Here is a 26,619-nt window from a genome sequence, read left to right as displayed (position 1 = left end):
ATTTATTTTATGGTATATCGGACCAAGACTTCATTGTCTAAAACAACATTGGTAGACCAAATAAATTTGGCGTCCTTTTCAGTAGCGTCAAAAACTGAAGTGAAATTAGTGTAAGCCGGTTTATTATTTACACCAATTTCTCGATTGCTAAATGTTGTAGCATTTGGCCAATTGGAATCGTCAAAATTAGTTTTCATCCAATCGGTAGGAAGCTCCCAATGTAAGGCATAAAAAGAGGACCCGTCTTGCCCTCCTTCTGTACTGCAATTTTTAGAATACCTATAGTTGCCCTCTTCTGATACACAGCTTAAATCTACAATTGGAGCTGTGTAAAAAGTTTGAGCTTTCCAGTTTTCATCAGTTGTAGCAATAATATTGTTCTCCGAATCTTTAATTACTGCCACCATTCCGGCATCACCGGCGTGAAAAGGCTTGCCCCTGTTGGCTTCACAACCTACACCAAGGTGTTCTTCCCAATCTACCAGTTTCATGGCTATTGTAAATGGTTTTTTAGCTTTAAACTTGACAATACTCGAATTGAATTGAGTGAATGGCACTTTGTCTTTTCCAACCGGAATTCCATTTACATACATTTCAAAATAATTATCAGCAAAAATATAAGTTGTAAAAACTTCGCCATCCGGGTCAACCGCTATGATACTGGAATTGTCATAATGGGATAAAGCTTCTTCAGCGTTTTTATAGTTCATTCCTTCGCAAGAATTAAATAAATCTGCAGCAAAAGGAAATTCACTGTCCAAATAGTTGGTCTCGGCAGGTACAATCCACTCTTTTTGATCAGTAGAGGTGATTTTTCCTATATCTGTTTTCCTACCACGATTACAAGAATAAATAGCTTCGGCTTGGGTGCTGGCAATTCCTTGCGTAATGCTCGCCGTTCCTTGATAAATTGATAGGTCTGAAGTTTTTACGCTATTATTTGTTGAGGTTTGTGCTTTTTTGTCGGCACATCCCATTGTCAGCGCCAACAAGGTGAATAATAGAAAATGGTGACTCATCTTTTAAAGATTTAAAAGTTGCAAAAAGAAATTCAGGGTACTTTTATCCGGCTTTTAGCGGAAATACAATGGCTTTTGTAAAGTAAGGGTCTAATTTTGAACCTTGTTCTACCTATTTAACAGTAAAATCAGCTGAAGATTGTGCATTGTCATCTGTTATTCTAATGTAATGAACTTTGCGATCTTTAGCTAATTAGAAAACATGTGCTATTAAGCTTTAAGTTCCTATTTTTTTATTTCCGCTTATTTAAAATCTCTACATGGTAAGGTCAGGTTATTTAACCTCCGATGTTTTCAAACTCATTGTGTATTTTAACAAGTGAGGCCATTTTTCTTTGTTTCCATAATCCATAGAGACGCCCCAATCAATGCCTTTTTCCTGCATTGAGGCATCTGTAAAATTTCCTATCCTATAGGATCCCGGTGCTTTGGGATAATCGGCATCAAAAGAAGCAATTCTATTAAACCTCAACCCATCCGAAGCAAATTGAAGTGTTTTGCCTTCAGGACCATGTTCAGAAATTAAAGCCATGACGCCGTTATTATAAGGCCAAACCATTACCTCATGTCCGCTAGTGATGATCGGATTGTTTTTATATTTAGCATAAGGTCCCTCAGGGTTTTTAGCGATAGCCACTCCCATTTTGGTATTTCTTGGTCCTTCTTTTCCATGTTTGATACTTCTTCCTTTATAATACATCCAGTATTGCTTGTCTTTGTAAACAATACAAGCATCATCAATCCTGTAGCTGTCAAAATCATCGGGAAGGTCACTTATTTCTAATACAGGTTTTGGAGAAACCCGTTCAAATGGGCCATCAGGAGAATCAGCCACGGTCAGTCCAATGGCAGTAATGTCTGTTTCAGCATTGTTTTCAAATTTTCTATCCGGATTTCCGGGAGTAGGCTTCACACCGGTATAAAAAAGATAATATTTGCCGGATGCTTTGAGAATATTTGGCGTAAATACACTGTATTCATCCCAACTATCTTTTTCACCTCTGCCAATTGCTTCTCCTTTTTCTTCCCAAATTTCCCCATCTTTAGAAACCGCATACCAGATGGAGGCATCATACCCGCTATACTGCTTGTCTGTTTTTGTATACCATAAGTAATAGACTCCATCAACCAAAATAACATCGGATGGATCTCTTCGACATATCCCATTTTCGGGTTCTAAACCTTTAAGAATAGAATAACTAAAAGACACCTCATCAATTTTAGTGTTGCTTTTTGAGGTACAACTTATTAAAAGAAATATAACTATCAGTGGTAAGATGCTGTTTTTCATAGGGTTTTATTTAGTGCTGAGCAAAGCTTGGCAATGGCAAGTTGTTTGAACCCGAAATATGTAATAGACAATCTATTGCGTGCTGAAATCGCTTCAAAATCAGCCACTTCGTTGCTGTTTTCAATTTCACCATAGCGGTGCTATGCTAAAATCTCCAAATAGCCTGATTTTCTTGCGATTGCAACACTCATCACGAACCCTATTACATAATCCGGGTTGAATATTCCGTTCACTTTTGGCGTCAAGTCATAAACTCGCTACACAGAGCGATTGGTTTCTGCTTCGGGTTTAAAATTCCCATTCTTCGAAAAGCCCTCCGTTATTTGAGGTATGAAAATTTGCAAATTCTTTTGCTCCCCCAAACCAACTTATTACTTCCTTTCTTGCGAGCAAAGTAGTTTTTTCTGAAAGATGAGACCAGTAAGAACTGTAACTCCAATCTCGTAAATCTCTGTTTTACGGGATTTTGGTGAATGTAATTTATGACCGAAGTAAGGTAACTATCTGATTCAATTTTAAATCGCTTCGTAAAGTCTATCCAAAGTGCTCCCCTACGTTCGTGTTTTTTATTAAGCCCTTCAAGGTTTTTAAAACCTTGAAGAGCTATTTATTTATTATCCCCTAGCGATAAGGCGAAGGACTCGTAGAAGTCCAGCCTCCATCGATGACCAGACTTTGTCCCGTGATATGCCTTGCGGCAGGGGAGACCAAAAAGCCCACGGCCTCGGCAATGTCTTTTGGATAAGCAGGCCTTCCCATGGGGGTTATTTGCGACCAGGTTTTTTCATAGCCTTCTTCCGAAGCCGTACGCTCGGTCATGGTGGCTCCGGGAGCCACGGTATTTACATTGATTTTGTAGGGAGAAAGTTCTACCACCAAGGTTTTGGCAAGCATTTCCAATGCGGCTTTGCTCATGCCATAGGCTGCCAGATTTTTATGGGCCTGATGGCCGGTAACCGAAGACATAAAGAGCAGGCTACCTCCTGTTTGCTGCTTAATCATTTGCAGGGATACCTGTTGGGCTAGGAAAAAGCTCCCTGCAAGGTTAAGTTGCATGACTTTATGAAAATCCGCCTCTTTGTAAGTTAGGAAATCCCCAAAAACAGTGATGCCTGCATTGGCTACGGCCACGTCTATGGCGCCAAAAGTTGCCACCGTTTGTCGCACCATTTTTTCAATGAAATGGGTGTCTGACACATCTCCGGAAATGCCTTGGCAGGACTGGGGAAAACTGTCGTTGATCTTTTCACAAGCTTTGATGGTGGCAGCTTCATCTAAATCATTCAGCATGACCTTATACCCTCTGGAAGCCAGTAAAAAAACGATTTCAAAGCCTATGCCCACACCGGCTCCTGTCACTAAGGCTACCGGAGCAGCTTCCGTGTTGGTTTTATTCATCGGGTTTTGTAAAGTTTAAAAATCACCGGAAAACAACTTTGCTTTCCGGTAATAATGGGAATGAATTAATGAGAGTCTTTGGTGACTTCACTTCCTGAATTGCCTTTTAGGAAATCCAGATCGGCTCCTAAATTGGCTTGTTCTACGGTTTTTACATACAGGCTTACATAACCTCTTTCTGTAGGGCTGGCCGGTTTTTTCCAAGCTGCTTTTCTTTTGGTCAGCTCTTCATCTGATACCAATAAATTTAGCTTTCGGGCTTCTACATCAAGCTCTATTTCATCTCCTGTTTGAACCACGGCAAAATTCCCTCCTTCTGCTGCTTCCGGAGTGGCGTGAAGGATTACTGTTCCAAAGCCGGTGCCACTCATTCTTCCATCAGAAATTCTGACCATGTCCTTGATGCCTTTGGCCAGTACTTTTGGTGGCAATCCCATATTGCCCACTTCCGGCATTCCCGGATAGCCTCTAGGACCAACATTCTTAAGCACCATTATGGAATTTTCGTCAATATCAAGATCAGGATCATCAATTTTATTTTTGTAATCATCGATGTCTTCAAATACTACTGCCTTACCTGTATGTTTCATCAATTCCGGACTGGCAGCCGAAGGCTTGATTATGGAGCCTGTTTCGCAAAGGTTTCCTTTGAGCACTACAATTCCTGACAAAGGATTGAAAGGTTCATCAATGGCTGCAATTACCTCTTTGTTATAATTTTCAAATTTTTCATTGTTCTTACCTATGCCCTGTCCCGTTACCGTCATGGCCTCATTGTGCAGGTGGTCTTTTAGCTGTCGAATAACCGGAGGCAAACCTCCCGCGTAGTAAAAATCCTCCATAAAATACTTTCCTGATGGCTGTAAGTTGGCCAGAAGAGGGATTTCTGCCGAATATTTATCAAAATCTTCCAGATTAAGTTCTATGCCCATTCTGCCTGCAATGGCCAATAGGTGGATGACAAAGTTGGTGGAACCACCAATGGCAGCATTGACCATGATGGCATTTTCAAAGGCCTCTCTGGTCAGGATATCAGACATCTTCAGGTCATTTTCAACCATTTTGACGATTTCCATTCCGGACATATGCGCCATTACTTTTCTGCCGGTATCCGGAGCCGGAATAGCCGCGTTTCCGGGAAGTGACAAGCCGAGAGATTCCACCATACAAGCCATGGTTGAAGCAGTACCCATGACCCCACAATGCCCGTCACTTCGGCAAAGGCCTGATTCTGCGATATAAAGCTCTGCTTGATTGATTTCACCTGAACGTGCACTTTCGCTAAATCTCCAGATATCACTGGTACTAATTTCCTTGCCTCTATACCTTCCTGTAAGCATTGGCCCGCCGGAAACCACGATGGTGGGCAAGTTTACACTCGCCGCTCCCATAACCAATGAAGGAGTGGTTTTGTCACAACCGCAGAGTAAAACTACCCCGTCCAAAGGATTGGCACGGATGGATTCTTCTGTATCCATGCTTGCCAGGTTTCGGTAAAGCATGGCAGTAGGTTTCATCACTGTTTCACCCAATGACATTACCGGAAATTCTACCGGATAGCCACCTGCTTCCAAGATGCCTTTTTTTACAAATTCTGCCAATTCTCTAAAATGAGAATTACAGGGTGTTAACTCAGACCAAGTATTACAGATGCCAATGATTGGTTTACCTCCCAGTTCGTGGGTTGGGATGCCTTGTTTCTTAAACCATGACCTGTAAATTAGACCATCCTTGCCAGTTTTTCCGAACCAGCCTTGGCTTCTTCTTTCCTTTTTATTCATTTTTGGGTTATATTAATATTTGCTAAAAAGTGAACAACCCGGCAAGGGTAGTACTTTTCGATCCATTCAAAGTATAAGGATAGTAAATGTTTGGCCAAAATAAAATTTTAAACATCTAAAAACCTTTATTGCAGTCGACAATAAATGAATCTTAAAGTAGGCGGATTCTTTTTCAAAATAATTAATAAAAATATTCGTCGGTAAAAGCAAGTGAATCAGCCTTATATTCATGGATAGGGCATGGGCATGAGGGTGAAAGCAAATAAAATTTGGATTTACTGGCATTTTATTGAGGAATCAGCCTTTAGTTGGTTTTGCAAATGGTGAATAATTAGCTTTAAACTCCTATTTTGGGAGGTCAATTAACAATAAACTCAAAACAATCATCAATGAGCTTTGAAATAAAATCATCCATGGACACCTATGATGTGATCATTGTAGGTTCCGGCGCCGGAGGCGGAATGGCAAGCAAAATTCTTTCAGAATCCGGTTTAAGTGTAGCTGTTGTAGAAGCGGGGAGTGACTTTGACCCGGCAATGGAAGAATATAGAACCCAATTGAGGTTTCCTTGGGAATCACCGAGAAGAGGTGCCAATACTGTGCGGGCTTTTGGTGATTTTGATGCTGCCTATGGTGGATGGGAAATAGAAGGAGAACCTTATACCAGAAAAGACGGTACTGAGTTTGACTGGTTTCGATCCAGAATGGTTGGTGGAAGAACCAATCACTGGGGAAGGATTTCCTTACGTTTTGGGCCGGATGATTTTAAGCGAAGAAGTATTGATGGTTTAGGAGATGACTGGCCGATAGGCTATGATGATGTTAAACCATTCTATGACAGGGTAGATAAAATGATCGGTGTCTTCGGTTCTAAAGAAGGCATGAGAAATGAACCTGATGGAAACTTTTTACCTCCGCCAAAGCCAAGGTTGCACGAAGCAGCCTTTACCAAGGCCGGCAAGAAAATCAACCTTCCGGTTTTGCCTTCAAGGGTGTCAGTGTTAACTCGTCCTGTAAACAATGAAAGAGGCGCTTGTTTTTTCTGTGCACAATGTAACAGGGGTTGCCAGGTTTATGGTGATTTCTCTGCAGGAACCGTTTTGGTAAAACCGGCAATCAAAAAAGGAAATGTAGATTTATATACTTATGCCATGGTGCGTAAGGTTACCACCAATGACAAAGGAGAAGCGACGGGTGTTTCCTATGTGAGCAAGGTGGACATGAAAGAGTACAAGCTGAAAGCCAGGGTTGTGGTTTTAGGTGCCTCTGCCGGTGAAACGGCTAGAATCATGATGAATTCTGCCTCTACCAAACACCCTAATGGATTGTCCAACAGCAGTGGAACATTGGGCAGGTATTTGCATGACTCTACAGGGGCAAGCAGATCTGCATTGATGACAGATTTCTTAGCAAGGGACAAGTACAATGAGGATGGTGTGGGTTCACTTCATGTATATACTCCATGGTGGCTAGACAACAAAAAACTTGATTTCCCAAGAGGTTATCACCTTGAGTTTGGGGGTGGCATGCGCCAACCCAATTATGGATTTGGATTTGGTATGGAATCCATGCGTAAATACATGCAGGATGAATTTGGTAAACCAAGACCAAATGGAGGCTATGGTGCAGGACTAAAACAAGACATCAGAAATATTTATGGGGCCACAGTTGGGATCGCAGGCAGAGGAGAATCTGTTCCTCAATACGATAATTACTGCGAAATTGATCCTACTGTTGTAGATAAATTTGGTATCCCTGTGCTTCGATTCAATTACAATTGGACTGAACATGAAGTCAAACAAGCCAAGCACATGCAGGAAACTTTTGAGGAAGTGTTTGATGCCATGGGTGCTACAGTGATGGGCAAGAAGCCCGGCGCCGACACCAAGTACGGCTTGGAAGCACCCGGAAGAATTATTCATGAAGTAGGAACTACCAGAATGGGCAATGACCCCAATACTTCTGTTTTGAACAAGTATTCTCAAGCACATGAGTGCGACAATTTGTTTGTGGTAGATGCCGGGCCATTTGTTTCTCAAGCAGATAAAAATCCAACTTGGACGATTTTGGCACTCTCTATCAGAACATCTGAGTACATCGTAGATCAGCTTAAGAAGAAAAATATCGGCTAATAAAGCTGTAGTAGGAAATAGAGAAATCAGCACCGGAGTTTTCACAAACTTTGGTGCTGATTTTTTTTGTTAAAAATATATCGCAATTTCGGGCCGTGGATTGGCAATATATTATAGAAGGTATTGAAAATGGCTTAGCAGCCATGAGCTGGCTGGAAGGCATAGCAGTTGTATTTGGGCTAAGCTCAGTATATTATTCGATGAAGGAAAATATATTGGTTTTCCCCACAGGGATCATCAGTACATTGATCTATGTCTGGATTTGTTTGCAAGTAAAACTGTATGCAGACATGGGCATCAATGCCTATTATTTTTCCATGTCCATTTATGGTTGGTATGTTTGGTCCAATCCAAAACCCGGGAAAGCAGTTGTGCCCATCACCTGGCTAAGTAAAGCAGGAGTGTTTCAATCTTTGGCCTTATGGGCAATTTCCTATCTGAGCTTGTATTTAGTGTTGATCAATTTTACAGACAGCGATGTGCCTTATTGGGATTCATTTACCACTTCCACCGCTTTTGTGGGAATGTGGCTGATGGCCAAAAAGAAAGTGGAAAACTGGATTGCATGGATCATTACGGATTTGGTTTCAGTGCCTCTTTACTTTTACAAGGGTTTGGTGCTTACTTCTTTTCAGTATTTAGTTTTCACTGTTTTGGCAGTGTTCGGATTAATAGTCTGGATAAAAGCTGCCAAAAAATATGCTGAAGCCTGATGCATAAAATTGTAATCATTGGACCGGAGTCTACAGGGAAAAGTACATTAAGCCGGCAATTGGCAAGCCATTATAATGAACCTTGGGTAAGGGAATACGCCAGAGAATATATTGATGGTTTGGACCGACCCTATACCTATGCCGATTTGTTGGCCATAGCGAAGGGGCAGGTAAAATTGGAAGAGGATCTTGCAAAAAAGGCTGAAAGTAAATTGTTTTGTGATACAGACCTTAGGGTGGTTAAAGTGTGGAGCGAGCATAAGTTCAGGCAAACCCACGAATGGATAAAGAAGCAAATCGATAGCAGAGAATATGCCCTTTATTTGCTCACATCAATAGACATTCCATGGAAAGATGACCCCCAGCGCGAACATGCTGATCCGGCCATGCGTGCGCATTTTATGCAGGTTTATGAAAATGAGGTGCGTACCTCGGGATTGCCTTGGAAAACCATTCGCGGAGGAGAGGAAGCACGCTTGCGGGCAGCCATTGATTTTATCGAAAAGTCTTTGGATCAATAGAAATTTTCATAAATTCATGCTTATTTTATTCTTCCAATTTAACCAATCATCTATTGCAGATACCGAAACTGTCTTTTTTTTGATAGATTAACGGATTCTTGCTGATAGTTACGGAATTTTTAAATAATTTCAGGATTGTTTTTACCAAATAAACTCAAACATACTTACCCATGGATAACCATAAGCAACAAATGCAAAAGTACTGGAAGCGCAATATTAGAACCTTATTGATTCTTCTTGCGGTTTGGTTTATTGTCTCTTTTGGCTTTGGAATTTTGCTTGTTGAACCGCTTAATGCTATCAAGATTGGTGGCTATAAATTAGGCTTTTGGTTTGCGCAGCAGGGCTCCATATTTTCTTTCGTTATATTGATTTTCGTTTACGTATATCGGATGAATAAGCTAGATGAGGAATTTGATGTCAATGAAAAGTAACCCTTATAAATAATCACCTACCTATGGATATTTTAACTTGGACCTACATTCTGGTAGGTCTGTCTTTTGCCCTGTATATCGGCATTGCCATCTATACCAGAGCAGGATCAACCAAAGAATTTTATACAGCAGGGGGAGGGGTTTCCCCTTTGGCAAACGGTATGGCCACTGCGGCCGACTGGATGTCAGCCGCTTCCTTTATTTCCATGGCCGGAATTATCGCTTTTTCCGGATATGATGGATCTGTTTATCTAATGGGCTGGACCGGAGGCTATGTGCTTTTGGCGCTATTGCTGGCCCCTTATCTCCGGAAGTTTGGAAAATTTACCGTCCCGGATTTTGTAGGGGACAGGTATTACAGCAACAAGGCCCGTGTGGTAGCTGTATTTTGTGCCCTCTTTATCTCTTTTACTTATGTAGCCGGACAGATGCGTGGCGTAGGCATAGTTTTCTCAAGGTACCTGGAAGTGGATATTGAAACCGGAGTGCTCATAGGAATGACCATCGTGTTTTTCTATGCCGTGATGGGAGGAATGAAAGGAATTACCTATACTCAGGTAGCCCAATATTGTGTGCTGATTTTTGCTTTTATGGTACCTGCCATATTTATTTCTATTCAGTTGACCGGCAATCCAATTCCTCAATTGGGCTTAGGAGGCACCGTTCAAGATGGAACTTATCTTTTAGATAAGTTGGATGGGGTGTTATTGGACATGGGTTTTGAGGAATATACATCCGGAAGGAAATCAATGACAGATATTTTTGCCATTACCCTGGCACTGATGGTTGGTACGGCCGGCTTACCACATGTGATTGTTCGGTTTTTTACCGTGCCGAGGGTAAAAGATGCAAGATTATCTGCCGGATATGCTTTGGTATTTATTGCCATTTTGTATACCACAGCCCCAGCCATTGCTGCTTTCGGAATATACAATGCCATCGATACAGTGGCAGATAAGCCTGTAAATGAATTACCTGTATGGGTAGAAAATTGGAAAAAAACCAATCTAATAACCGTTGATGATGTAAACAATGACGGTATCGTTCAGTATACGCCAAATCCTGAGACCAATGAACTCAATATAGATAAGGACATCATGGTATTGGCAGCTCCGGAGATTGCTGTATTGCCCAACTGGGTAGTAGGGCTTGTTGCTGCCGGAGGGATGGCCGCTGCCTTATCTACCGCAGCAGGTCTGCTATTGGTTATTTCCACCTCAGTTTCCAGGGATTTGTTTAGGACATTTGTTCCGGAGATGACCGAAAAAACCGAGTTAATCATCGCAAGGGTTTCCGCTGCTTTTGCAGTTATAATTGCCGGCTACTTTGGCATCAACCCACCGGGATTTGTGGCCGAAGTAGTGGCCTTTGCTTTTGGATTGGCTGCAGCATCCTTTTTTCCTGTAATAATTATGGGTATATTTTCTACCCGAATGAATAAAGAAGGCGCAATAGCGGGCATGGTGACCGGATTGGTTTTTACCCTTGCCTATATTATCTATTTTAAATTTATTCAACCAGAATCCAATTCCATGGACAATTGGTGGTTCGGCATTTCGCCCGAAGGAATTGGCACCATGGGAATGGTAATAAATTTTGTTGTTTGTTATGTTGTTTCCAAACTTACCCCACCACCACCGGAGGATGTACAGGAAATGATTCAAGAAATTAGGATCCCTAGAGGAGCCGGAGAAGCCCATAACCATTAACCTAAATCAATGCAAGGGATTTGTTGGAGTCAAGTGCTTTGCATTATTTAATTCACCTAAAGTTTAATAAAACCTAAAATATCGAGATATGAGCGATAGAATTCATAGCCTGAGTGGTTATTTCCATGAATACCAAAAAAGTGTAGCAGATCCGGAAAATTTCTGGGCCAGAATTGCCGATTCTTTTCATTGGAAAAAACGATGGGATAAGGTCCTGGATTGGAATTTTGATGGTCCGGATGTAAAGTGGTTTGTAAATGGGAAACTTAACATTACCGAAAACATCCTAGAAAGGCACCTTTTTATCATGGGCGATAAGCCTGCGATTATATGGGAGCCTAATGAACCCGGAGATCCAAACAGAATCCTTACCTACAAGGAATTGTATGAGGAAGTTTGTCGTTTTTCTAATGTTCTCGTTGAAAAAGGTGTAGGTAAAGGGGATAAGGTTATTATCTATATGCCCATGGTACCTGAGGCAGCAATCGCCATGCTTGCCTGTGCCCGTATTGGTGCAGTTCACTCCGTCGTTTTTGCAGGATTCTCCAGTTCTGCCTTGGCAGATAGGATTGAAGACTGTAAAGCTAAAGTGGTGCTTACCTCAGATGGAAACTATAGAGGGAAGAAAAAAATTGCCGTAAAATCAGTTGTAGATGAGGCTTTGGAGAGCACCGATCTGGTAGAAACCATGATAGTGTTCCAAAGAACAGGGCAGGAAGTAAACATGAAAGCCGGCAGAGACTTTTGGTGGCATGAAGCCATTGAAGGTCAAAGTACCAGCCATGTAGCAGAAGAAATGGACAGTGAAGATGAATTGTTTATCCTTTATACGTCCGGTTCTACAGGAAAGCCTAAAGGTGTGGTACACACTTGTGGTGGATACATGGTTTATTCCAAGTTTACATTTGAGAATGTATTTCAATATACCCCAGGAGATGTGTACTGGTGTACGGCCGATGTGGGCTGGATTACCGGGCATTCATACATTGTGTATGGACCGCTCTTGACAGGAGCCACTACCATTATGTTCGAAGGAGTGCCAACCTATCCTAACCCAGGGAGGTTTTGGGAAATTGTGGACAAGTACAAAGTCAATCAATTTTATACCGCACCTACTGCCATTAGGGCCTTGCAGGTGCACGGTACTGAGCCGATAGCCCCTTATAAACTTGATTCCCTTAAAGTTTTGGGATCAGTAGGAGAACCTATTAATGAAGAAGCTTGGCATTGGTACCATACCCATATAGGAAAAACAAAATGCCCAATCGTAGACACTTGGTGGCAAACTGAAACCGGGGGGATAATGGTTTCTCCGCTGGCAGGAATTACACCAACCAAACCTGCTTTTGCTACCCTTCCACTTCCGGGCGTGCAGCTGGCGATTATGGATCCGGATGGGAAAGAGCTTAAAGGAAATTCTGTAGAAGGAAACCTTTGCATTAAATTCCCTTGGCCGGGAATGATCCGAACCACTTATGGTGACCATGAAAGGTGTAAACAAACTTACTTCTCCGCTTATAAAGGCATGTATTTTACAGGTGATGGAGTAAAAAGAGACCATGACGGCTATTACCGTATCCTCGGTCGTGTGGATGATGTGATCAATGTGTCAGGGCACAGGATGGGCACTGCTGAGGTAGAAAATGCCATCAATGAGCATCCTTTGGTAGTGGAATCTGCTGTGGTAGGTTATCCGCACAAAGTTAAAGGCCAAGGCATTTATGCTTATGTGATCTGTGACATGTCCAATAGGACAGAAGCAAATTTGACCAATGAGATTAAGGCTTCGGTTACCAATATCATTGGCCCAATTGCTAAACCTGATAAAATTCAGATTGTTCCGGGGCTTCCTAAAACACGTTCGGGTAAAATCATGCGGAGGATCCTGAGAAAAGTTGCAGAAGGTAGCATGGATAATTTGGGAGATACTTCCACCTTGCTGGATCCTGACGTAGTAGATAAGATTATTGCAGGAAGGAAGGAGTAAATCCTTATTTTTCCGTTATTATATAAGCAATGTATGGCAGGACTTTTCTGCTATACATTGCTATTCCTTTGACCCAATTCCCATATGAGCAATGTCATCGTTAATAGGGTTGTTGATTTCCTGAAAAAATTCCCCCCTTTCAGCTTCTTGTCTTCTGAACTGCTAACTCAAGTCGCAAAGCAGGTAGACCTTATATATTTTGAAAAAGATGAATTTTTGTTTCAAAAAGGAGAGCCTGCAAAAAATTACTTTTTCGTGGTCAGAGAAGGTGCCATCAAGCTAACAGACATTATTGATGGTAAGGAGCAAACCATGGAATTCTGTGATGAAGGCGATGTCTTTGGGGTGCTGGCCCTGTTGGGCAAACGGCCTTATATACTGAATGCCAAAGCCAATGAGAATAGCCTAATTATTGCTGTCCCTGTAGCAGTATTCGATAAAATACTCAAAGAAAATAGCCAGGTAAGTCTTTATTTCGCTTCAGGATTTGCCTCCGGTCAAGTGGTGATCCGTTCAGATCTTTCAGAAACACAGAAAGTGCGTTCCCTTTTGGGTAAAAGTGCGCAGCAGAATGGGCTATTGCTTTTCCCCGGTCAGGCTTCTATAAATTATTCAGCGCCTGTTATTCAGTGTCATATTGGAGATACCGTATCCCGGGCTGTGGCCAAAATGAGTGAAGCCAAGGTAGGTTCAATCGTAATCGTTGATGACGATAATTTCCCACAAGGCATCATTACAGACAAAGATCTCAGAAATCGACTGATTGCTGAAAGCTTGCCTTATGATACCCAAGTTGAGAAAATCATGAGTCATCCGGTGGTGACAGCAAAAAAGGACCTTGAATTTTCACAGATATACCTCAACATGGTAAAAAATAGGCTGCACCACCTGGTTTTTACCGAGGATGGGACCGATCATTCCGGTATAGTCGGAATTATTTCTGATCATGATGTGCTTCTTTCACAGGGCAATAGCCCTGCAGTGCTTATCAAAGCCTTGCAAGACAGTGAGGATGTGCATGAGATTGCCAAATTACGGAATCAGGCAGAAGGAATGCTGATCTATTTCTTGGAAAATGAATTGGCCATTGATTTTATTGCCGGTATCATTACGGAAATCAATGATACCATCATTCAGCGGGCCATTCACATTGCTAAAAGCAGGCATTCGGCCCAATTCCCAGAAGTTTGTGATACGCCCTTTTGTTTTCTCGGCCTTGGTTCAGAGGGCCGAGGGGAACAATTGCTTCGTACAGACTTAGACAATGCCATCGTTTATGAGGACGTTCCGGCTTCCATGGAAGAAAGAACAAGAGAATTTATGCACCTGATAGCAAGGGATGTGATGGATATACTTTTTGCCTGTGGTTTTCATTCCTGCCCTGCAGAGATGATGGCAAACAATCCCAAATGGTGCCAACCCATGTCCCAATGGAAAGATTATTTCAGCCAATGGATAAGGAAATCTGATCAACCTTCTTTGTTGATGGCTTCTATATTCTTTGATTTTCGGGCAGTGGCCGGAAAAATGGCCCTTGCGGAAGAGCTGACAATGCATGTGTATGAAGAGATTAGCAAAGGAAAGATTTTTCTAAATTTCTTTGCCAAAAATGCCTTATTAAACCCTCCCCCATTGGGCTTCTTTCGGAACTTTATTATTGAAAAATCCGGAGAGCACGCTGAGAAGTTTGACATAAAGTTAAGGGCCATGATGCCGCTGGCTGATGCTGCAAGGGTATTGATTCTAAACCATCAGGTAGTGGGAATCAACAATACTTTCAAACGGTATGAAAAACTTGCCGAACTTGAACCCAATCAAGCGGCATTGTTTAAGGATGCAGGGAAAGCTTATGAAATATTTATGCGCATCAGGGCTTTGGAAGGATTGTCTTCTTCCTCTTCAGGGAGGTTTATCCAGCCTAACTCTTTAGGTAAACTTCAACGCCAATTGCTTAAAAATGCATTTTTCCCTATTGATGAAATACAGAAAATTTTACGGGTAAGGTTTCAACTGGATTATTTTGGCAAATGATATGGAATGGAAATCAATTTTTGGCCTTCGCCCCCTACCAAAGCCTGCCTATATCAAGGCATACGAACAGACCCTACTTAAAAAAATCCCTAAAGGTAAACCTATCCGAGAACTGGAGTTTCTGGTTTTTGACACAGAAACCACGGGACTGGAGGTAAAGAAAGATTATGTGCTTTCCTATGGAGCAGTGATTGTGAGCAACAATAGCATACGAATTTCCGAGTCCAAGGAATTTTATTTGCGGCCAAAGAAACGCAGCAAAGAAGCTGTAAAAGTACATGGCTTGGTTCAGGAAAGGCCCTATATCAGCAGAGAGAAATTGATAAGGAGCTTTCTAGCTGATGCAGCCAATAGGATTATTGTTGGGCATCATTTGGGATTTGATCTTGCCATGCTGGAGAAGGTTGGCCACAAGCTGGGCTTAAAGAAAATCCGTCAGCCCGGTCTAGATACCTATGACTTGGCGGTGAGGATGGAGGTAGGAAAGTATTATAACCCGCATACCATAGCCTCTCAGGATTACTCCTTGGACAAGCTTTGTGAGCGGTATGGGATTTCCCTGGATGACAGGCATACGGCGGCAGGAGATGCCTTGCTTACCGCTCAGCTTTTAATAAAACTTTTGAAAGTGGCTGATAAAAAAGGAATAAAAACCTTTGGTGAGCTGATGGCATGACCCGAAACTTAGGGATTCCAACGGGCATCAATGGCAGCAGCGGCTTTGACATAAATATCTAAACCTGTTTCAGATGGGTAGATGCCTTCAATGACTATTTCAGGAGATTGGAGGGAAAGCGCAAACAAGCTTAAGTCCAATTGACTTTCTTGTAGTAAAATCGTTTTTGCTTTTGCCAGTTGTTCTTCCACCGGAAACACCGCTTTTTTCCGAATAGCTTTCAGAATTTTTCTTCGCTTTAGCCAATTGGTGGTATTTGCCAGAAAGTTTTTGGTAGAAAGCTTAAAGTCTATAGCTTCAAGTACTACGTTTTGTGATTGAGGATCAAAAACCGGTTTTCCGGCCAAATAAAAAGTGCCATCTAAATCTTTTTTTCCGCTTCTTTTTCCGGTGAATTCCATGGTGATCAGGGTTCTTTCACCGAAGTGGCGAAGGCTAAATTTCTTCGGCAATAATTTGGTTTGTTTGTCTACAGTTATGAGCTTTCCTTTGAGTTGTTTTTCAAGGTAAGCAGCCATTTCATCAAAGCTTATATAGATAGGTAAGGTTAGGTTAAAATCATTTCCTTGCACATTTTCTTGGCTCACCGGAGGAAGGGCTGCCAATTGTGTAGGTAGAGGTTTTTCTTTTTGCCTTAAAACCTCTCCTTCCAGCCCAATGTTGAGCAAGAGCTTTTGATCATTTGTAAATTGGTTTTCCACGGCAATTTTGTCAGGCCGTGTATACAAATAACTGGCAGAGAGTCCATTGTCCAAATACCTGGGTTGTCCAAAGGTGGCCCAAAAATTATTGGCTATTTGTTTGATGTCCAAAGACTTTAAAGATCCGGAGGCCAGTTGATCCTCCATTACCCCTATCATTTTCTTCTTTACCAGAGGTTCGAAATCGATGTTGAAACCCAGAAAATCATATTGTAAAGCTTTGCCCCAGGATAAAATATCCAATTCCTCTATGCCAAAGCTATAGTCGCTATTGATTTGAGGAATAAAACTGACTTGTGGAGAGAGGTTTTCCTGAAAGGGAATGGCAGAAGAGATCTTTTGTCCAAATATTTTCTTTTCCAGCCTTACCTTGCCGTCCAAAAAAACAGGTAGCCCTACCAATACTTTGCCCTCTTCTGTGGCTGACAAGCTGAAGCGCCCATTTTTCTTTAGATCCACATCCGCATACAGCCCATTCCCCAGTTCCAATCCCTCCTCTTTAAATAATTTTTCAGTGAGGCTTTCATTTATTTTTCCCTGAACGTAGGACAAAGGGATTTCAAGGCCAAGGTTTATGGATAAGGCTGCTTTTGGTAAGGCAGGTGGAGGAGCTTGGGCCTCAGGACCATTTAATTTTAAACTACTACAACTAGAAAAGGCAGCAATAAGAAGAGCAATTATTAGCAATGAGTATCTTGGCATATTGACTTTAACGTCTAAATGGAAAGATTGGGGGTGAAGAAATGAGATTTTAATGCAGAGGTAAGAGAAAAATAGGACAATTCAAAAAAAATGAGCCTCCTTTGAACTTTAAGCACTTTTATTTTGGTTATTGGTTTTCAATATTAGTCGAAATAAATTATGAGTTGGATAAAATTAGAGGATGCTTCTCAATTGAATGCGATCAAAGAGCAGAGCAATGAAAAACCGGTGGTGATATTTAAACATTCCACGAGTTGTTCCATTAGCGGTATGGCTTGGAATAGATTGCAAAGAAACTGGAAAGATGGAAATAATGAAAAGTTTACCCCTTATTACCTTGACCTCTTATCTTACAGGGCGTTGTCCAATGCCATAGCAGAGGAATTCGGTGTAACCCATGCTTCTCCTCAAGTAATTGTGGTAAAGGGTGGAAAAGCGGTCTATAATAATAGCCATATGGGAATCAATTATAATGAATTGATTTCATTGGCGGAATAGAAATATTAACTTTTTGTAGCCTTCCAAGGGTTTTAAACCCTTGGAAGGCTAGTGCTAATTGGCTGGCTATTAATCCCTTAAATTTGCCGTCTGTTGGGTAATAAATCCTTTCATACTTTTTCAGCCTTTCCATTAAACCTTTGGTAATTGGAAAGGTCTAATCCTCATGTTTAAAAAGATACGTATATGAGGATTTTTACATTTCTTACCTTCTTTGCCCTATTGATGGCTTCTACGCCACTATTAGCCCAAAGAAATCGGCAAGGCCCTCCTTTGATTCGAGGGATTGTTGTAGACCAAAATAGCCAAGACCCTATGATTGGGGCCAATGTATTGCTAAAAACCCAAGGGGACTCTTTGATTAGCAATACCACTACAGGTGCAGATGGTAGTTTTACTATCGCTCATCCTCGCCTCCCAGTCTTTAAACTGGAGGTGTCTTATGTGGGTTTCGAAAAAGTAACCATGGAGTTAAGCCGCGGGATGACCTTGGATCTCGGTAAAATAAGCATTGGTGAGGATAGCCAATTGCTTGGAGAGGTGACAATTGAAGGTGAGAATGTGGTGGGAGAAATGAGGGGAGATACTGCCGTCTTTAATGCCAGTGCTTTTAAAACCAGAGAAAATGGGATGGCAGAGGACCTGATAGGTAAACTTCCGGGGGTAACCATAGAGAATGGAAAAGTACAGGCTCAAGGCGAAGATGTACAAAAAATATTGGTAGATGGGCGAGAATTTTTCGGTAGTGACCCTTCCATTGCCTTAAAGAATTTGCCGGCAGATGCCATCTCCAGCGTGGAGGTACTTGACCAAAAATCTGATCAGTCTAGGCTTACCGGCCTAGATGATGGCAACTATGCCAAAACCATCAATATCATCACCAAAGGAAACATGCGAAATAGCTATTTTGGTAGGGTATACGGTGGCTATGGAACCGATGACAGGTATTCTGTAGGAGGTAATATTAATTTTTTCAACGGGGCACGAAGGATTTCCATTATTGGCATGTCCAATAATGTCAACCAACAAAATTTCTCTTCAGACGATATGCTGGGAGTAAGTACTGGTGGAGGAGGCCGAAGAAGAGGTGGTCAGAGTGGTGGAACCTTTGGGGTATCCCAAAACAATGGTATTGTAACAACCAATTCTCTTGGAGTAAACTACAGTGATAAATGGGGGGAAAAGATCAATTTTACAGGTAGTTATTTTTACAATGCTACGGAGAACTCCATTTTGGAAAACACCAACAGGCAAACGGTGGTTTCGGAAGATGTAAGTCAGATTTACCAGGAAAATCAGATCAGCAATATTACCAATAACAACCACCGTGCAAATGCCAGAATGGAATACGATATCAACGATAAGAATGCGCTGATCATCCGACCAAGTATCAATTTTCAGGACAATAGTAGTTTTACAAATCTTGGAGGTTTGAACCTGGACCAGAATCTGGATAGCCTGAGTGATACTAGAAATGAAACAGGGATAAATACCAACGGATTTACCATATCTAACAATCTTACTTATAGGTATAAATTTGATAAGAAAGGAAGAACTTTTTCTACGGATGTGAGTACGGCCTGGAATGAAAGAGACCAACTAACAGACTTGATTTCTGCCAATAAGGATTATGTAAGAAATTCCTTCGATACACTTGTTCAGCAGTCAAGTGCATTGTCTGATGGATTTAATTATACGGCCAATTTTACCTATACAGAACCGATAAGTGAAAAATCAGTGGCCACTGCTTCCTATCAAGTAGGAAACAACAAAAGTGCTGCAGACCAAAAAACCTTTCAGCTGGCCAATGAGCAAGGCATCATGGTATTGGATACGGCATTAAGTAATGAATTTGACAATAAGTTTTTTACTCAAAAAACAGGTTTGGGTTACCGCTATAACAATAATGGCCTGAACCTTAATATGGAGGTAGACTATCAGTATGCAAAATTAAACAATGTAAGTGTGTTTCCTACCGAAGGGGTTTTCAACCGGGATTTTAAAAACATTCTTCCCACGGTGACCATGAATTATAGAAACGAAAGTGGAACCCGCTTTCGCTTCAGGTACAGAACCAGAACGAATGAGCCGAGTGTAAATCAGCTGCAAAATGTAATTGACAACACCAATCCTCTGAATTTGTCTGTAGGTAATCCATCCTTAGGTCAAAGTTATAACAATAGTATTTTTGCTAATATTTCTAAGTTTGACATGGAGACCAATAGAACATTCTTTATGTTTTTATTGGGTTCATTTACCAGTGACTATATTGGAACAAGTACTTTTGTGGCACCTCAGGATACCCTAATTAATAATGATGTATTATTAAGTAGAGGTGGGCAAATCACTACTCCGGTGAACCTAAGCGGGCAAATGAGTACCCGACTTTTCATCAACTATGGAACCAGCATTCCGAAATTGAAAACCAAGGTAAACTTCAACCCGGGTGTCAGTTATAGCAGAACGCCGGGTATCATCAATGGACAAACCAATATCAATGAAAACATAGATATAAGTCAAGGGATTACTTTTGCAAGTAATATTTCCAAGGATGTTGATTTTAATCTTTCTACAAGGGGAAGTTATTCCATTGTAAACAGTAGTCTTCAGAGCACTTTAGAAAACAACTATTATACCCAGACCAGTAATCTGAAGTTTTATTATTCTCCCAATGATGGAAAGACTTTTATCTCCAATAATGTGAGCCATGTACTATACAGTGGCCTTGCAGAAGGTTTTGACCAATCGATTTGGTTGTGGAACATAGAAGCAGGCTACCGTTTCCTTAAAAACAATAAGGGAGAGCTTAAGGTATATGTTTTTGATTTGCTGAAACAAAACAACAGTGTGTCAAGAACCATCTCTGATGTATCTGTTTCGGATGTGTATTCCAATGTAATGACCCGTTATGCCATGGTTTCTTTTACCTATATCATTGGTAAATTCAAGAAATCAGACCTTCCTGCTGATGACCGTGGAGGAAGGCCAGGAGGATATCCAGGCAGAAGGCCGGGTGGTGCCAGAAGCTGGTAAGAAAAGCCAATGCGTTCTACCTTTCGGGGATGATTAGTATAAGATAAAAAAAACCGAACAATTCAATACTGTTCGGTTTTTACTTATGTTAACCAGAGCCTGTCGAAGCCGTAGAAATCCCCTCCCGGAGGCTGAGCTTGTCGAAGCTGTAGGAGTCGAAGACGTTAAAAGCTATTGACTATTTCTACCCGGATTGAATTCAGGATTAATTTAATAAAGTTGAAAACTTTCAGCATTATAGGACCAAGTTACACTACATTAAACTTGAACCAGTGGAATCCTAACCAGAGGCTGAGCCTGTCGAAGCCGTAGGAATCCACTCCCGGAGGCTGAGCCTGTCGAAGTCGGAGGAACCAAAGAGGGGTACTTCGGAAGTGGGGAGGGGTACTTCAGAACCTACCCATTGGAGTTTATAACCTCAATTACCCACCTCAAAACAGGGCTGGGGTACCTAAAACTGACAAGCTTGGACCTTTTAACTCGAATTTTCCGGTTCAGAACCCCTATTTTTCACCTAAAACCTGAAAAATTCGACCAAAAACTGACAAAAAATAGGGTAAAAACTGGAAAATAGGACAAAATTTCAGGAAAAGTCATTGGATAAGGTCAAATTTTCGAGGTTCGGAAGTGGGGAGGGGTACTTCGGAACCTACCCATTGCAGTTATTTACTTCAAAATTCCAGTTCTGAAGTGGGGCATTGAACCTTTTAGCCGGAAATTTCCGCCTTTTTGGCAGTATTTTTTAAGTTTTAACCAAAGCATTTGACCAAAAACTGACAAGAGAGAAGGTTAAAAGTAAAGCATTTTGGTAAAATGAGGGGTTATACAGGGTTTTAGCTGGAATTTTTTTATTAAGAACTGATGATAGATTTCCTGAGGCTTTGCATGGAAAACAAAAATGGCTTAAAATCAGTAATTTGAAGATTTCAATTGATAGTTACCAAATGGCAGTAAATCTTACCTTAAATATCCATGCCTTTCTATTGTTATCCGTTTACAAACGTTTGTAAACGGATAACATACGGCTATTTACCTGAGTTTTTCATTGATTGAAAACAAAAAGGTATGCAGCAATTGACATTATTTAAACCCCAGCCTAAATCAGGAAGGTTTAAAGTTTTTATCCCCTTTTTTATGAAGAAGGAAAGGGAAACTTTTAAATCGATGGATGGAAGTTTTTACCACTATGAGCAACGCTTATGGAGTTTGCCAAATACGGTGAGAAATATCGATTGGGTGCAAAAGCAATTTGGCGACAAACTGGTAATTAAGGAGATAGGACAAAAACCAATCAAATCCCCTTTCTTTGTCCTCAATAAAGGAAGTCAGGAAAAGTTAGATCAGTTGCATCAAAAATTAGTACTAAAGGGCTATAGTGAATCTACTGTAGAGAATTATAAAAGTGCCTTTTCCAAATTCCTCAAATTTTTTGAATCCAGGAAATTGCCGGAGCTATCCAAGGAAGATATTGAAGGGTTTGTTTACCTACAAGTAAGTAAATACAAACTTTCCGAATCTTCCCAAAACTGCCTTATTAATGCCATAAAGGCCTATTATGAGCATGTATTAGGCAAGCCGAGAGAATATTATGAAATCCAACGTCCAAAGCGCAGCAAAACTTTACCGAATGTATTGAGCAAAGAGGAAGTAGCACTATTAATAAAAAGTACCTCCAACATAAAACACCGCGCCATATTATTAACCATTTACAGTGCCGGACTACGGATCAGCGAAGCCTTAAAATTACGCATTTGTGATGTTCATTCAGATGAAGGCTATCTATTTGTGAAAGGGGCCAAAAACAAAAAAGACCGAAAAACAGTACTTTCCTCCGTATTGCTATATGAACTCCGGAGCTATTATAAAGTATACAGACCTTCTTACTGGTTATTTGAGGGGCAGGAAGGGGGACAATATTCTGCCGCCAGCATACAAGCCATATTCAGAAAAGCTGTAAAAGCAAGTAATATTAATCCATGGGCCACTGTTCATACCCTTCGCCATAGTTTTGCTACTCATTTATTACAGTCAGGCACTAATTTAAGAATGATTCAGGTGTTATTGGGGCATAGCAGTTCCACTACTACCGAAATTTACAGTCATATTTTAGCCGTTTCCAACAAAAATGTGGTCTCTCCCTTAGATTCCTTGTCCGAAATCCTTAATTTGACAGGTGAAAACAAAGGAAAGGGGCTGGGTACATAGTCGATATATACGTAACTCCTTCCATAAACTTGTTTATATACAATTGTTGTGGCAAATTAGAAAAAGACAATGAAGTGGAACCAAAAATTGACATGGATAGCGACAGGATTTATTCTTGTTAATATTTTTTTTGCGTGGCATGCAAGTACATTGACAGGTGGAACTTCATTGATTTACGCAATCATTTTTCCAGTTTTTTGGGGACTAACACTACTAGCAGTTGGCATTTTGACATTTAAGAACCGAAAGACTTGGTTTGAAAAAAGAATGAGATTGTCGACTATAGTTTTGCTAATATTCTGTACACCCTTGCCATTACTCGCATTTTCTGAGTTGACACAACCAGAAATTACAAGATCAGGGACTGACTATTGGCCAAAAGACGGAAAAACCTTGAAGACAGAAACTTGGATTTATAAACCAGGACAGATTGCCGCTAAGAAATATTGGACGTTAGAAACAGAAACTTGGACAGAGAAATCAGAAGATGAATTCAAACGTGACTCAATTTGGGTGTACTTTGATAAGAACGGAGACACTTTAAAAGCAGAACATTACGAAAACGAAAAACTGATAAAAACGATTGAAAAATAAAAAGTCGAGTAGGTAAAGGGGAATCTCACCCCTAAACCTCTCACAGAACCGTACGTGATAGTCTCCCATCATACGGCTCTTCGGAGTCATGATACCATCTGACAGGTATCGGCAGTTATAATTAGCTCTTCCTCTCTCAAGTTGGCAAACTCGCCTTGACTTCGTTAACCCCTTCGCTTGAAGTGAGTTTCCCCACTCCTCTCTTGGATACTTTGCGCTACTACGGGTTAATCCGCCACTACCAAAATGCATTGATACTCTTAGGCTTGCCCGAAGGTTTTCGCCTGTCTCTCTTTACATCATTCTGATAGCTTCTCCTGTTCCGTAGAAAACCCCAGATAAAGTTCATGCCCTCATTATCCCGGATGCCACTTAGCCAACTTTTTAGGTTGCCGCTAAATTCTGTCTCTCGGGTCGTCAGCCCCTCGATTTTGACATCGCATACGTTATTATCGAGACCTAAGAGGGTTCACTTTCGTTCATCTCCTTTATCCTCACCTGATACAATCATAACATACTTCACAGCAAATTATCCCATATCTTTTCCTAAACGCTCAATACCATATCATGTAATACAGCACCTTTAGGTGGTTTGATCAATATGCCTAATCATCTTGACCGATAGACCAATTCTCTACTCTTCTGATTTCGTGAGACCTCTGAGATTTCTCAGCTCGTTTCCTTTTATTCGCAGAGCCTATCATCTCTTCTACAGTTTTGTTACTCTTTTCAAAGAACTAATCTTATATTGTATCCTTGAGTAACGCAGGACACACTAACGACGCCACAACAATTTGTATAGTGCATATGCACCCTGCGGGATGCAAACGCACCATACAAGGGCCGTTGTAGCCAATTATAGAAAGACTAAATGAGAAAACAGCGCCTATTAATTATTTCGGTGGTAGTTTTGACAACTTTTGTAATACTAGTTTTCAGAAGTTGCCGATATGACTGGAATCCCCATTACATGGACAACAATGCTGTTACAATCGAAAGAAAACAGTTATCTCCGAATAATTCTATTGCAGTTGTATATTACACACTTGATGTAGGTGCAAGAGGAACCAGATTGTACAAATCACTTTTAAGAGAGAAAGATTACAAAAAGAACCTTTTTGATTTTAATTTACCACCAGAATTGGTAATTGAAAAGTGGTTAAATAATAAAACACTATTTGTAAAATATGATCCCAATGAAATTTACAGGTTGGGTGCAACTTATTCCGAATTGGATATGCTGAGGGATACAATAAAAGTAAATGGAATTGACTTAATTATTACTGAACGAATTGAAATAAAAAAGAGATAGTAAAATAACTGGCTACAACAAAAGTTAAAATTAATGGGCGGTGACGCTTAATTAGATAATGTAACAAAAGCAATAAACGTAAACGGTTTTGATAAGGTGGCAGTTTTAAATCGCCCACAAATTTTAGCAAGACCGTTACCAGCAACCTAAAAGAACGACCCAGCAAATAATGGCAACAGACGGAATTAAAATAATTGATGGAGATTTAGCAAGGGATACATACGACCAAATTATAGACTTGTATGACAGTGAGGCAAACATTGAAACCATAAGAAAAGAAGTTCCATTTGTTAAAGACGACTATGGACCAGACACCGACTTTTACCACGAAATATTTGTAACATCTTATGCCTTGGCTTTTTGGGAAATCGGAGAAATGACAGACGAAATTCTCAATGAAGTAAAACTTGTTATTGACCTAAAAGCTGGGGTTAAGGTTTGGACAGAAGTATGCGATGAAAATGAAGGCAAGAAAAGACAAAAAGAACTTGACAAGCTTTTAAAGAAAATATCCGAACCAAACCAAAAAATCAGAAAACGAAAAAAATATAAGCTAATAAAGAACTTCTATTTTCAACCTGACGATGTATTAGCTTTCCAACTTTCCGACAAAAACTATTACGCAGTAATTTGCGCCAAAGTAACTCAACAGCGTGGACAATGCACTTATGACCTTGTGGCAACAACTTATAAAGGCAAAACAAAGCCAACAATAGATGATTTGAAAAATTGTTTTATTGCTGGTCGTAAAATCGGCTCAGGTTATGACATTAAAACGACCTTGTTACATCAACCAAACGTTGACGAAATTTGGCATTATGCAAAGCAAGACAATTTTATATTTGGACTACCATATCACTTGGTAACGCACAGAGACATTATATCATTCAAAGACAAGTTTGAAATTGTTGGGAAACTCAAAATAAAAGAGAGTTTCAAAAAAGACGGTGGTTATGGTTACGAATCGTCATTTGACAGATTTGAAAGTATTTTCAGTGACCTTGACAATCATATGAAAGTATTTGGAGAACAAAAATTTCCAGTATCCTTACTATGTGAACTATGACGAAAGAAAGGCAGCTGGTAACATCGGCTATAGCAAATGCGGGCTGACTGCTTAAAAATGAAGATATTACAACTAAATAACATTCGGTCTGGCGGACAAAGAATCGGTTTCAAATCCCGCACTTGCCATAGCCAGGGCCGTTGCCGCACATTTGAAAAATGAACCTGAGCCAAGAACATATAGACTTTGAAAACAAAATCCAGCAAATAGTTGGACTGACACTTCTTAAAGTTGAATATCTCGAAATTGATTACGAACCAAGGAATCCAATACCATATTACAAGTCACAATTCAAAGAAATCGACACGATTGACTTCTCGATAATCTTACAAACAGATAAAAACAAAATTGAATTTTATTGGGACGGTCAATTTTATCAGTTTGGAATTGGAATCAGATTTAATGAAATCAATGAAACTGCGACAGGGCGAAAATGGGACGTTTCCAACGATGACCTATGGGAGAAATTCATTGGACAAAAAATTGAGAATTTTAATCTGACTTGGGAAGAAGTAAGAACATATGAAGAAAAGAGGGGTAAATCAGACAAATTCATTTATCCTCAAGACATAAGAATTAATTTTTCAAACAATAAGTCAATATTTATAAGTGCAGCAGGATTTCTCAATGAAGACGACAATGAAGTTATGGGACTATTGGATAATTTAACCGTAACGGATAATGAATCATTGGCTCGACAAGTGAAAATGATAACTTGAAAAAATAAAAAACGATGCGGCAATAACTAAGCATTCTGATGGCTGGAACAGCCTAGTCTGAATGCAGTGTTGAACGAAGTGATGTTGGGAATTAGGA

20 protein-coding genes are annotated in these 26,619 nt (G+C 40.5%); 15 read left to right on the top strand and 5 right to left on the bottom strand.

The features are described 5' to 3' along the window. Positions 1-2: 2 nt before the first annotated feature. From Q4534_RS10720 to Q4534_RS10705, 4 genes are all read right to left on the bottom strand, one after another. Entirely contained in the window at positions 3-1,019 is a 1,017-nt protein-coding gene (locus Q4534_RS10720; RefSeq protein ID WP_303613173.1) for a hypothetical protein, read from the bottom strand. A 274-nt stretch (positions 1,020-1,293) separates the two neighbouring features. Further along, entirely contained in the window at positions 1,294-2,310 is a 1,017-nt protein-coding gene (locus Q4534_RS10715) for a family 43 glycosylhydrolase (RefSeq protein WP_303613172.1), read from the bottom strand. A 621-nt stretch (positions 2,311-2,931) separates the two neighbouring features. After that, the gene (locus Q4534_RS10710) at positions 2,932-3,708 is read right to left on the bottom strand and encodes an SDR family NAD(P)-dependent oxidoreductase (protein WP_303613171.1); all 777 of its coding nucleotides are present in this window, start codon (positions 3,706-3,708) and stop codon (positions 2,932-2,934) included. A gap of 65 nt (positions 3,709-3,773) precedes the next feature. Beyond that, the gene (locus tag Q4534_RS10705) at positions 3,774-5,489 is read right to left on the bottom strand and encodes an IlvD/Edd family dehydratase (RefSeq protein WP_303613170.1); all 1,716 of its coding nucleotides are present in this window, start codon (positions 5,487-5,489) and stop codon (positions 3,774-3,776) included. A 389-nt stretch (positions 5,490-5,878) separates the two neighbouring features. Here Q4534_RS10705 and Q4534_RS10700 point away from each other — a divergent pair, with 389 nt between their 5' ends. The 8 genes from Q4534_RS10700 to Q4534_RS10665 all read left to right on the top strand — a co-directional run bounded on the left by Q4534_RS10700 (position 5,879) and on the right by Q4534_RS10665 (position 15,692). Further along, positions 5,879-7,621 (top strand): GMC family oxidoreductase, encoded by a 1,743-nt coding sequence (locus Q4534_RS10700; RefSeq protein WP_303613169.1) that lies wholly within the window; start codon positions 5,879-5,881, stop codon positions 7,619-7,621. A 95-nt stretch (positions 7,622-7,716) separates the two neighbouring features. Next, the gene (pnuC, locus tag Q4534_RS10695) at positions 7,717-8,334 is read left to right on the top strand and encodes a nicotinamide riboside transporter PnuC (RefSeq protein ID WP_303613168.1); all 618 of its coding nucleotides are present in this window, start codon (positions 7,717-7,719) and stop codon (positions 8,332-8,334) included. After that, positions 8,334-8,855, top strand: a complete 522-nt coding sequence (locus Q4534_RS10690; protein WP_303613167.1) for an ATP-binding protein — start codon at positions 8,334-8,336, stop codon at positions 8,853-8,855. Before pnuC ends, Q4534_RS10690 begins: the two co-directional genes overlap by 1 nt. A 170-nt stretch (positions 8,856-9,025) precedes the next feature. Next, positions 9,026-9,289 carry a DUF4212 domain-containing protein gene (locus Q4534_RS10685; protein WP_014019634.1) on the top strand — a complete coding sequence of 88 codons (264 nt, stop codon included), beginning with the start codon at positions 9,026-9,028 and terminating at the stop codon, positions 9,287-9,289. Positions 9,290-9,312: 23 nt separating this feature from the next. Further along, complete coding sequence (locus tag Q4534_RS10680) at positions 9,313-10,998, top strand: sodium:solute symporter family protein (RefSeq protein ID WP_303613166.1); 1,686 nt, start codon at positions 9,313-9,315, stop codon at positions 10,996-10,998. Between the two features lie 88 nt (positions 10,999-11,086). Then, positions 11,087-12,985, top strand: a complete 1,899-nt coding sequence (acs, locus tag Q4534_RS10675; RefSeq protein WP_303613165.1) for an acetate--CoA ligase — start codon at positions 11,087-11,089, stop codon at positions 12,983-12,985. An 84-nt stretch (positions 12,986-13,069) separates the two neighbouring features. Further along, positions 13,070-15,016, top strand: a complete 1,947-nt coding sequence (locus tag Q4534_RS10670; protein WP_303613164.1) for a DUF294 nucleotidyltransferase-like domain-containing protein — start codon at positions 13,070-13,072, stop codon at positions 15,014-15,016. A 1-nt stretch (position 15,017) separates the two neighbouring features. Next, on the top strand, positions 15,018-15,692 hold the full coding sequence (locus Q4534_RS10665) for a 3'-5' exonuclease (RefSeq protein WP_303613163.1): 675 nt from the start codon (positions 15,018-15,020) through the stop codon (positions 15,690-15,692). Positions 15,693-15,700: 8 nt separating this feature from the next. Here Q4534_RS10665 and Q4534_RS10660 read toward each other — a convergent pair whose 3' ends face one another. Next, on the bottom strand, positions 15,701-17,095 hold the full coding sequence (locus tag Q4534_RS10660; RefSeq protein WP_303613162.1) for a DUF4403 family protein: 1,395 nt from the start codon (positions 17,093-17,095) through the stop codon (positions 15,701-15,703). Between the two features lie 159 nt (positions 17,096-17,254). Between Q4534_RS10660 and ytxJ the strand changes: the two genes are divergently transcribed. From ytxJ to Q4534_RS10625, 7 genes are all read left to right on the top strand, one after another. After that, a complete protein-coding gene (gene ytxJ, locus Q4534_RS10655; protein ID WP_303613161.1) occupies positions 17,255-17,593 on the top strand; it encodes a bacillithiol system redox-active protein YtxJ in 339 nt (112 codons plus the stop codon). Between the two features lie 186 nt (positions 17,594-17,779). Beyond that, positions 17,780-20,626 (top strand): outer membrane beta-barrel protein, encoded by a 2,847-nt coding sequence (locus tag Q4534_RS10650; RefSeq protein ID WP_303613160.1) that lies wholly within the window; start codon positions 17,780-17,782, stop codon positions 20,624-20,626. Between the two features lie 1,134 nt (positions 20,627-21,760). After that, complete coding sequence (locus Q4534_RS10645) at positions 21,761-22,831, top strand: site-specific integrase (protein WP_303613159.1); 1,071 nt, start codon at positions 21,761-21,763, stop codon at positions 22,829-22,831. A 69-nt stretch (positions 22,832-22,900) separates the two neighbouring features. Next, positions 22,901-23,425, top strand: coding sequence for a hypothetical protein (locus Q4534_RS10640; protein WP_303613158.1), 525 nt, complete (start codon positions 22,901-22,903; stop codon positions 23,423-23,425). A 970-nt stretch (positions 23,426-24,395) separates the two neighbouring features. Then, on the top strand, positions 24,396-24,737 hold the full coding sequence (locus Q4534_RS10635; protein WP_303613157.1) for a hypothetical protein: 342 nt from the start codon (positions 24,396-24,398) through the stop codon (positions 24,735-24,737). A 169-nt stretch (positions 24,738-24,906) separates the two neighbouring features. Next, complete coding sequence (locus Q4534_RS10630) at positions 24,907-25,803, top strand: hypothetical protein (RefSeq protein WP_303613156.1); 897 nt, start codon at positions 24,907-24,909, stop codon at positions 25,801-25,803. Between the two features lie 158 nt (positions 25,804-25,961). Continuing rightward, positions 25,962-26,522 carry a hypothetical protein gene (locus Q4534_RS10625; RefSeq protein ID WP_303613155.1) on the top strand — a complete coding sequence of 187 codons (561 nt, stop codon included), beginning with the start codon at positions 25,962-25,964 and terminating at the stop codon, positions 26,520-26,522. The last annotated feature ends 97 nt before the right edge of the window (positions 26,523-26,619 follow it).

Origin of the sequence: Cyclobacterium sp. 1_MG-2023, from assembly GCF_030546805.1 — a bacterium.
GTDB lineage: Bacteria > Bacteroidota > Bacteroidia > Cytophagales > Cyclobacteriaceae > Cyclobacterium.
The sequence above is the reverse complement of the archived record's forward strand: the minus strand, read 5'-3'. Positions and strand labels throughout refer to the sequence as shown.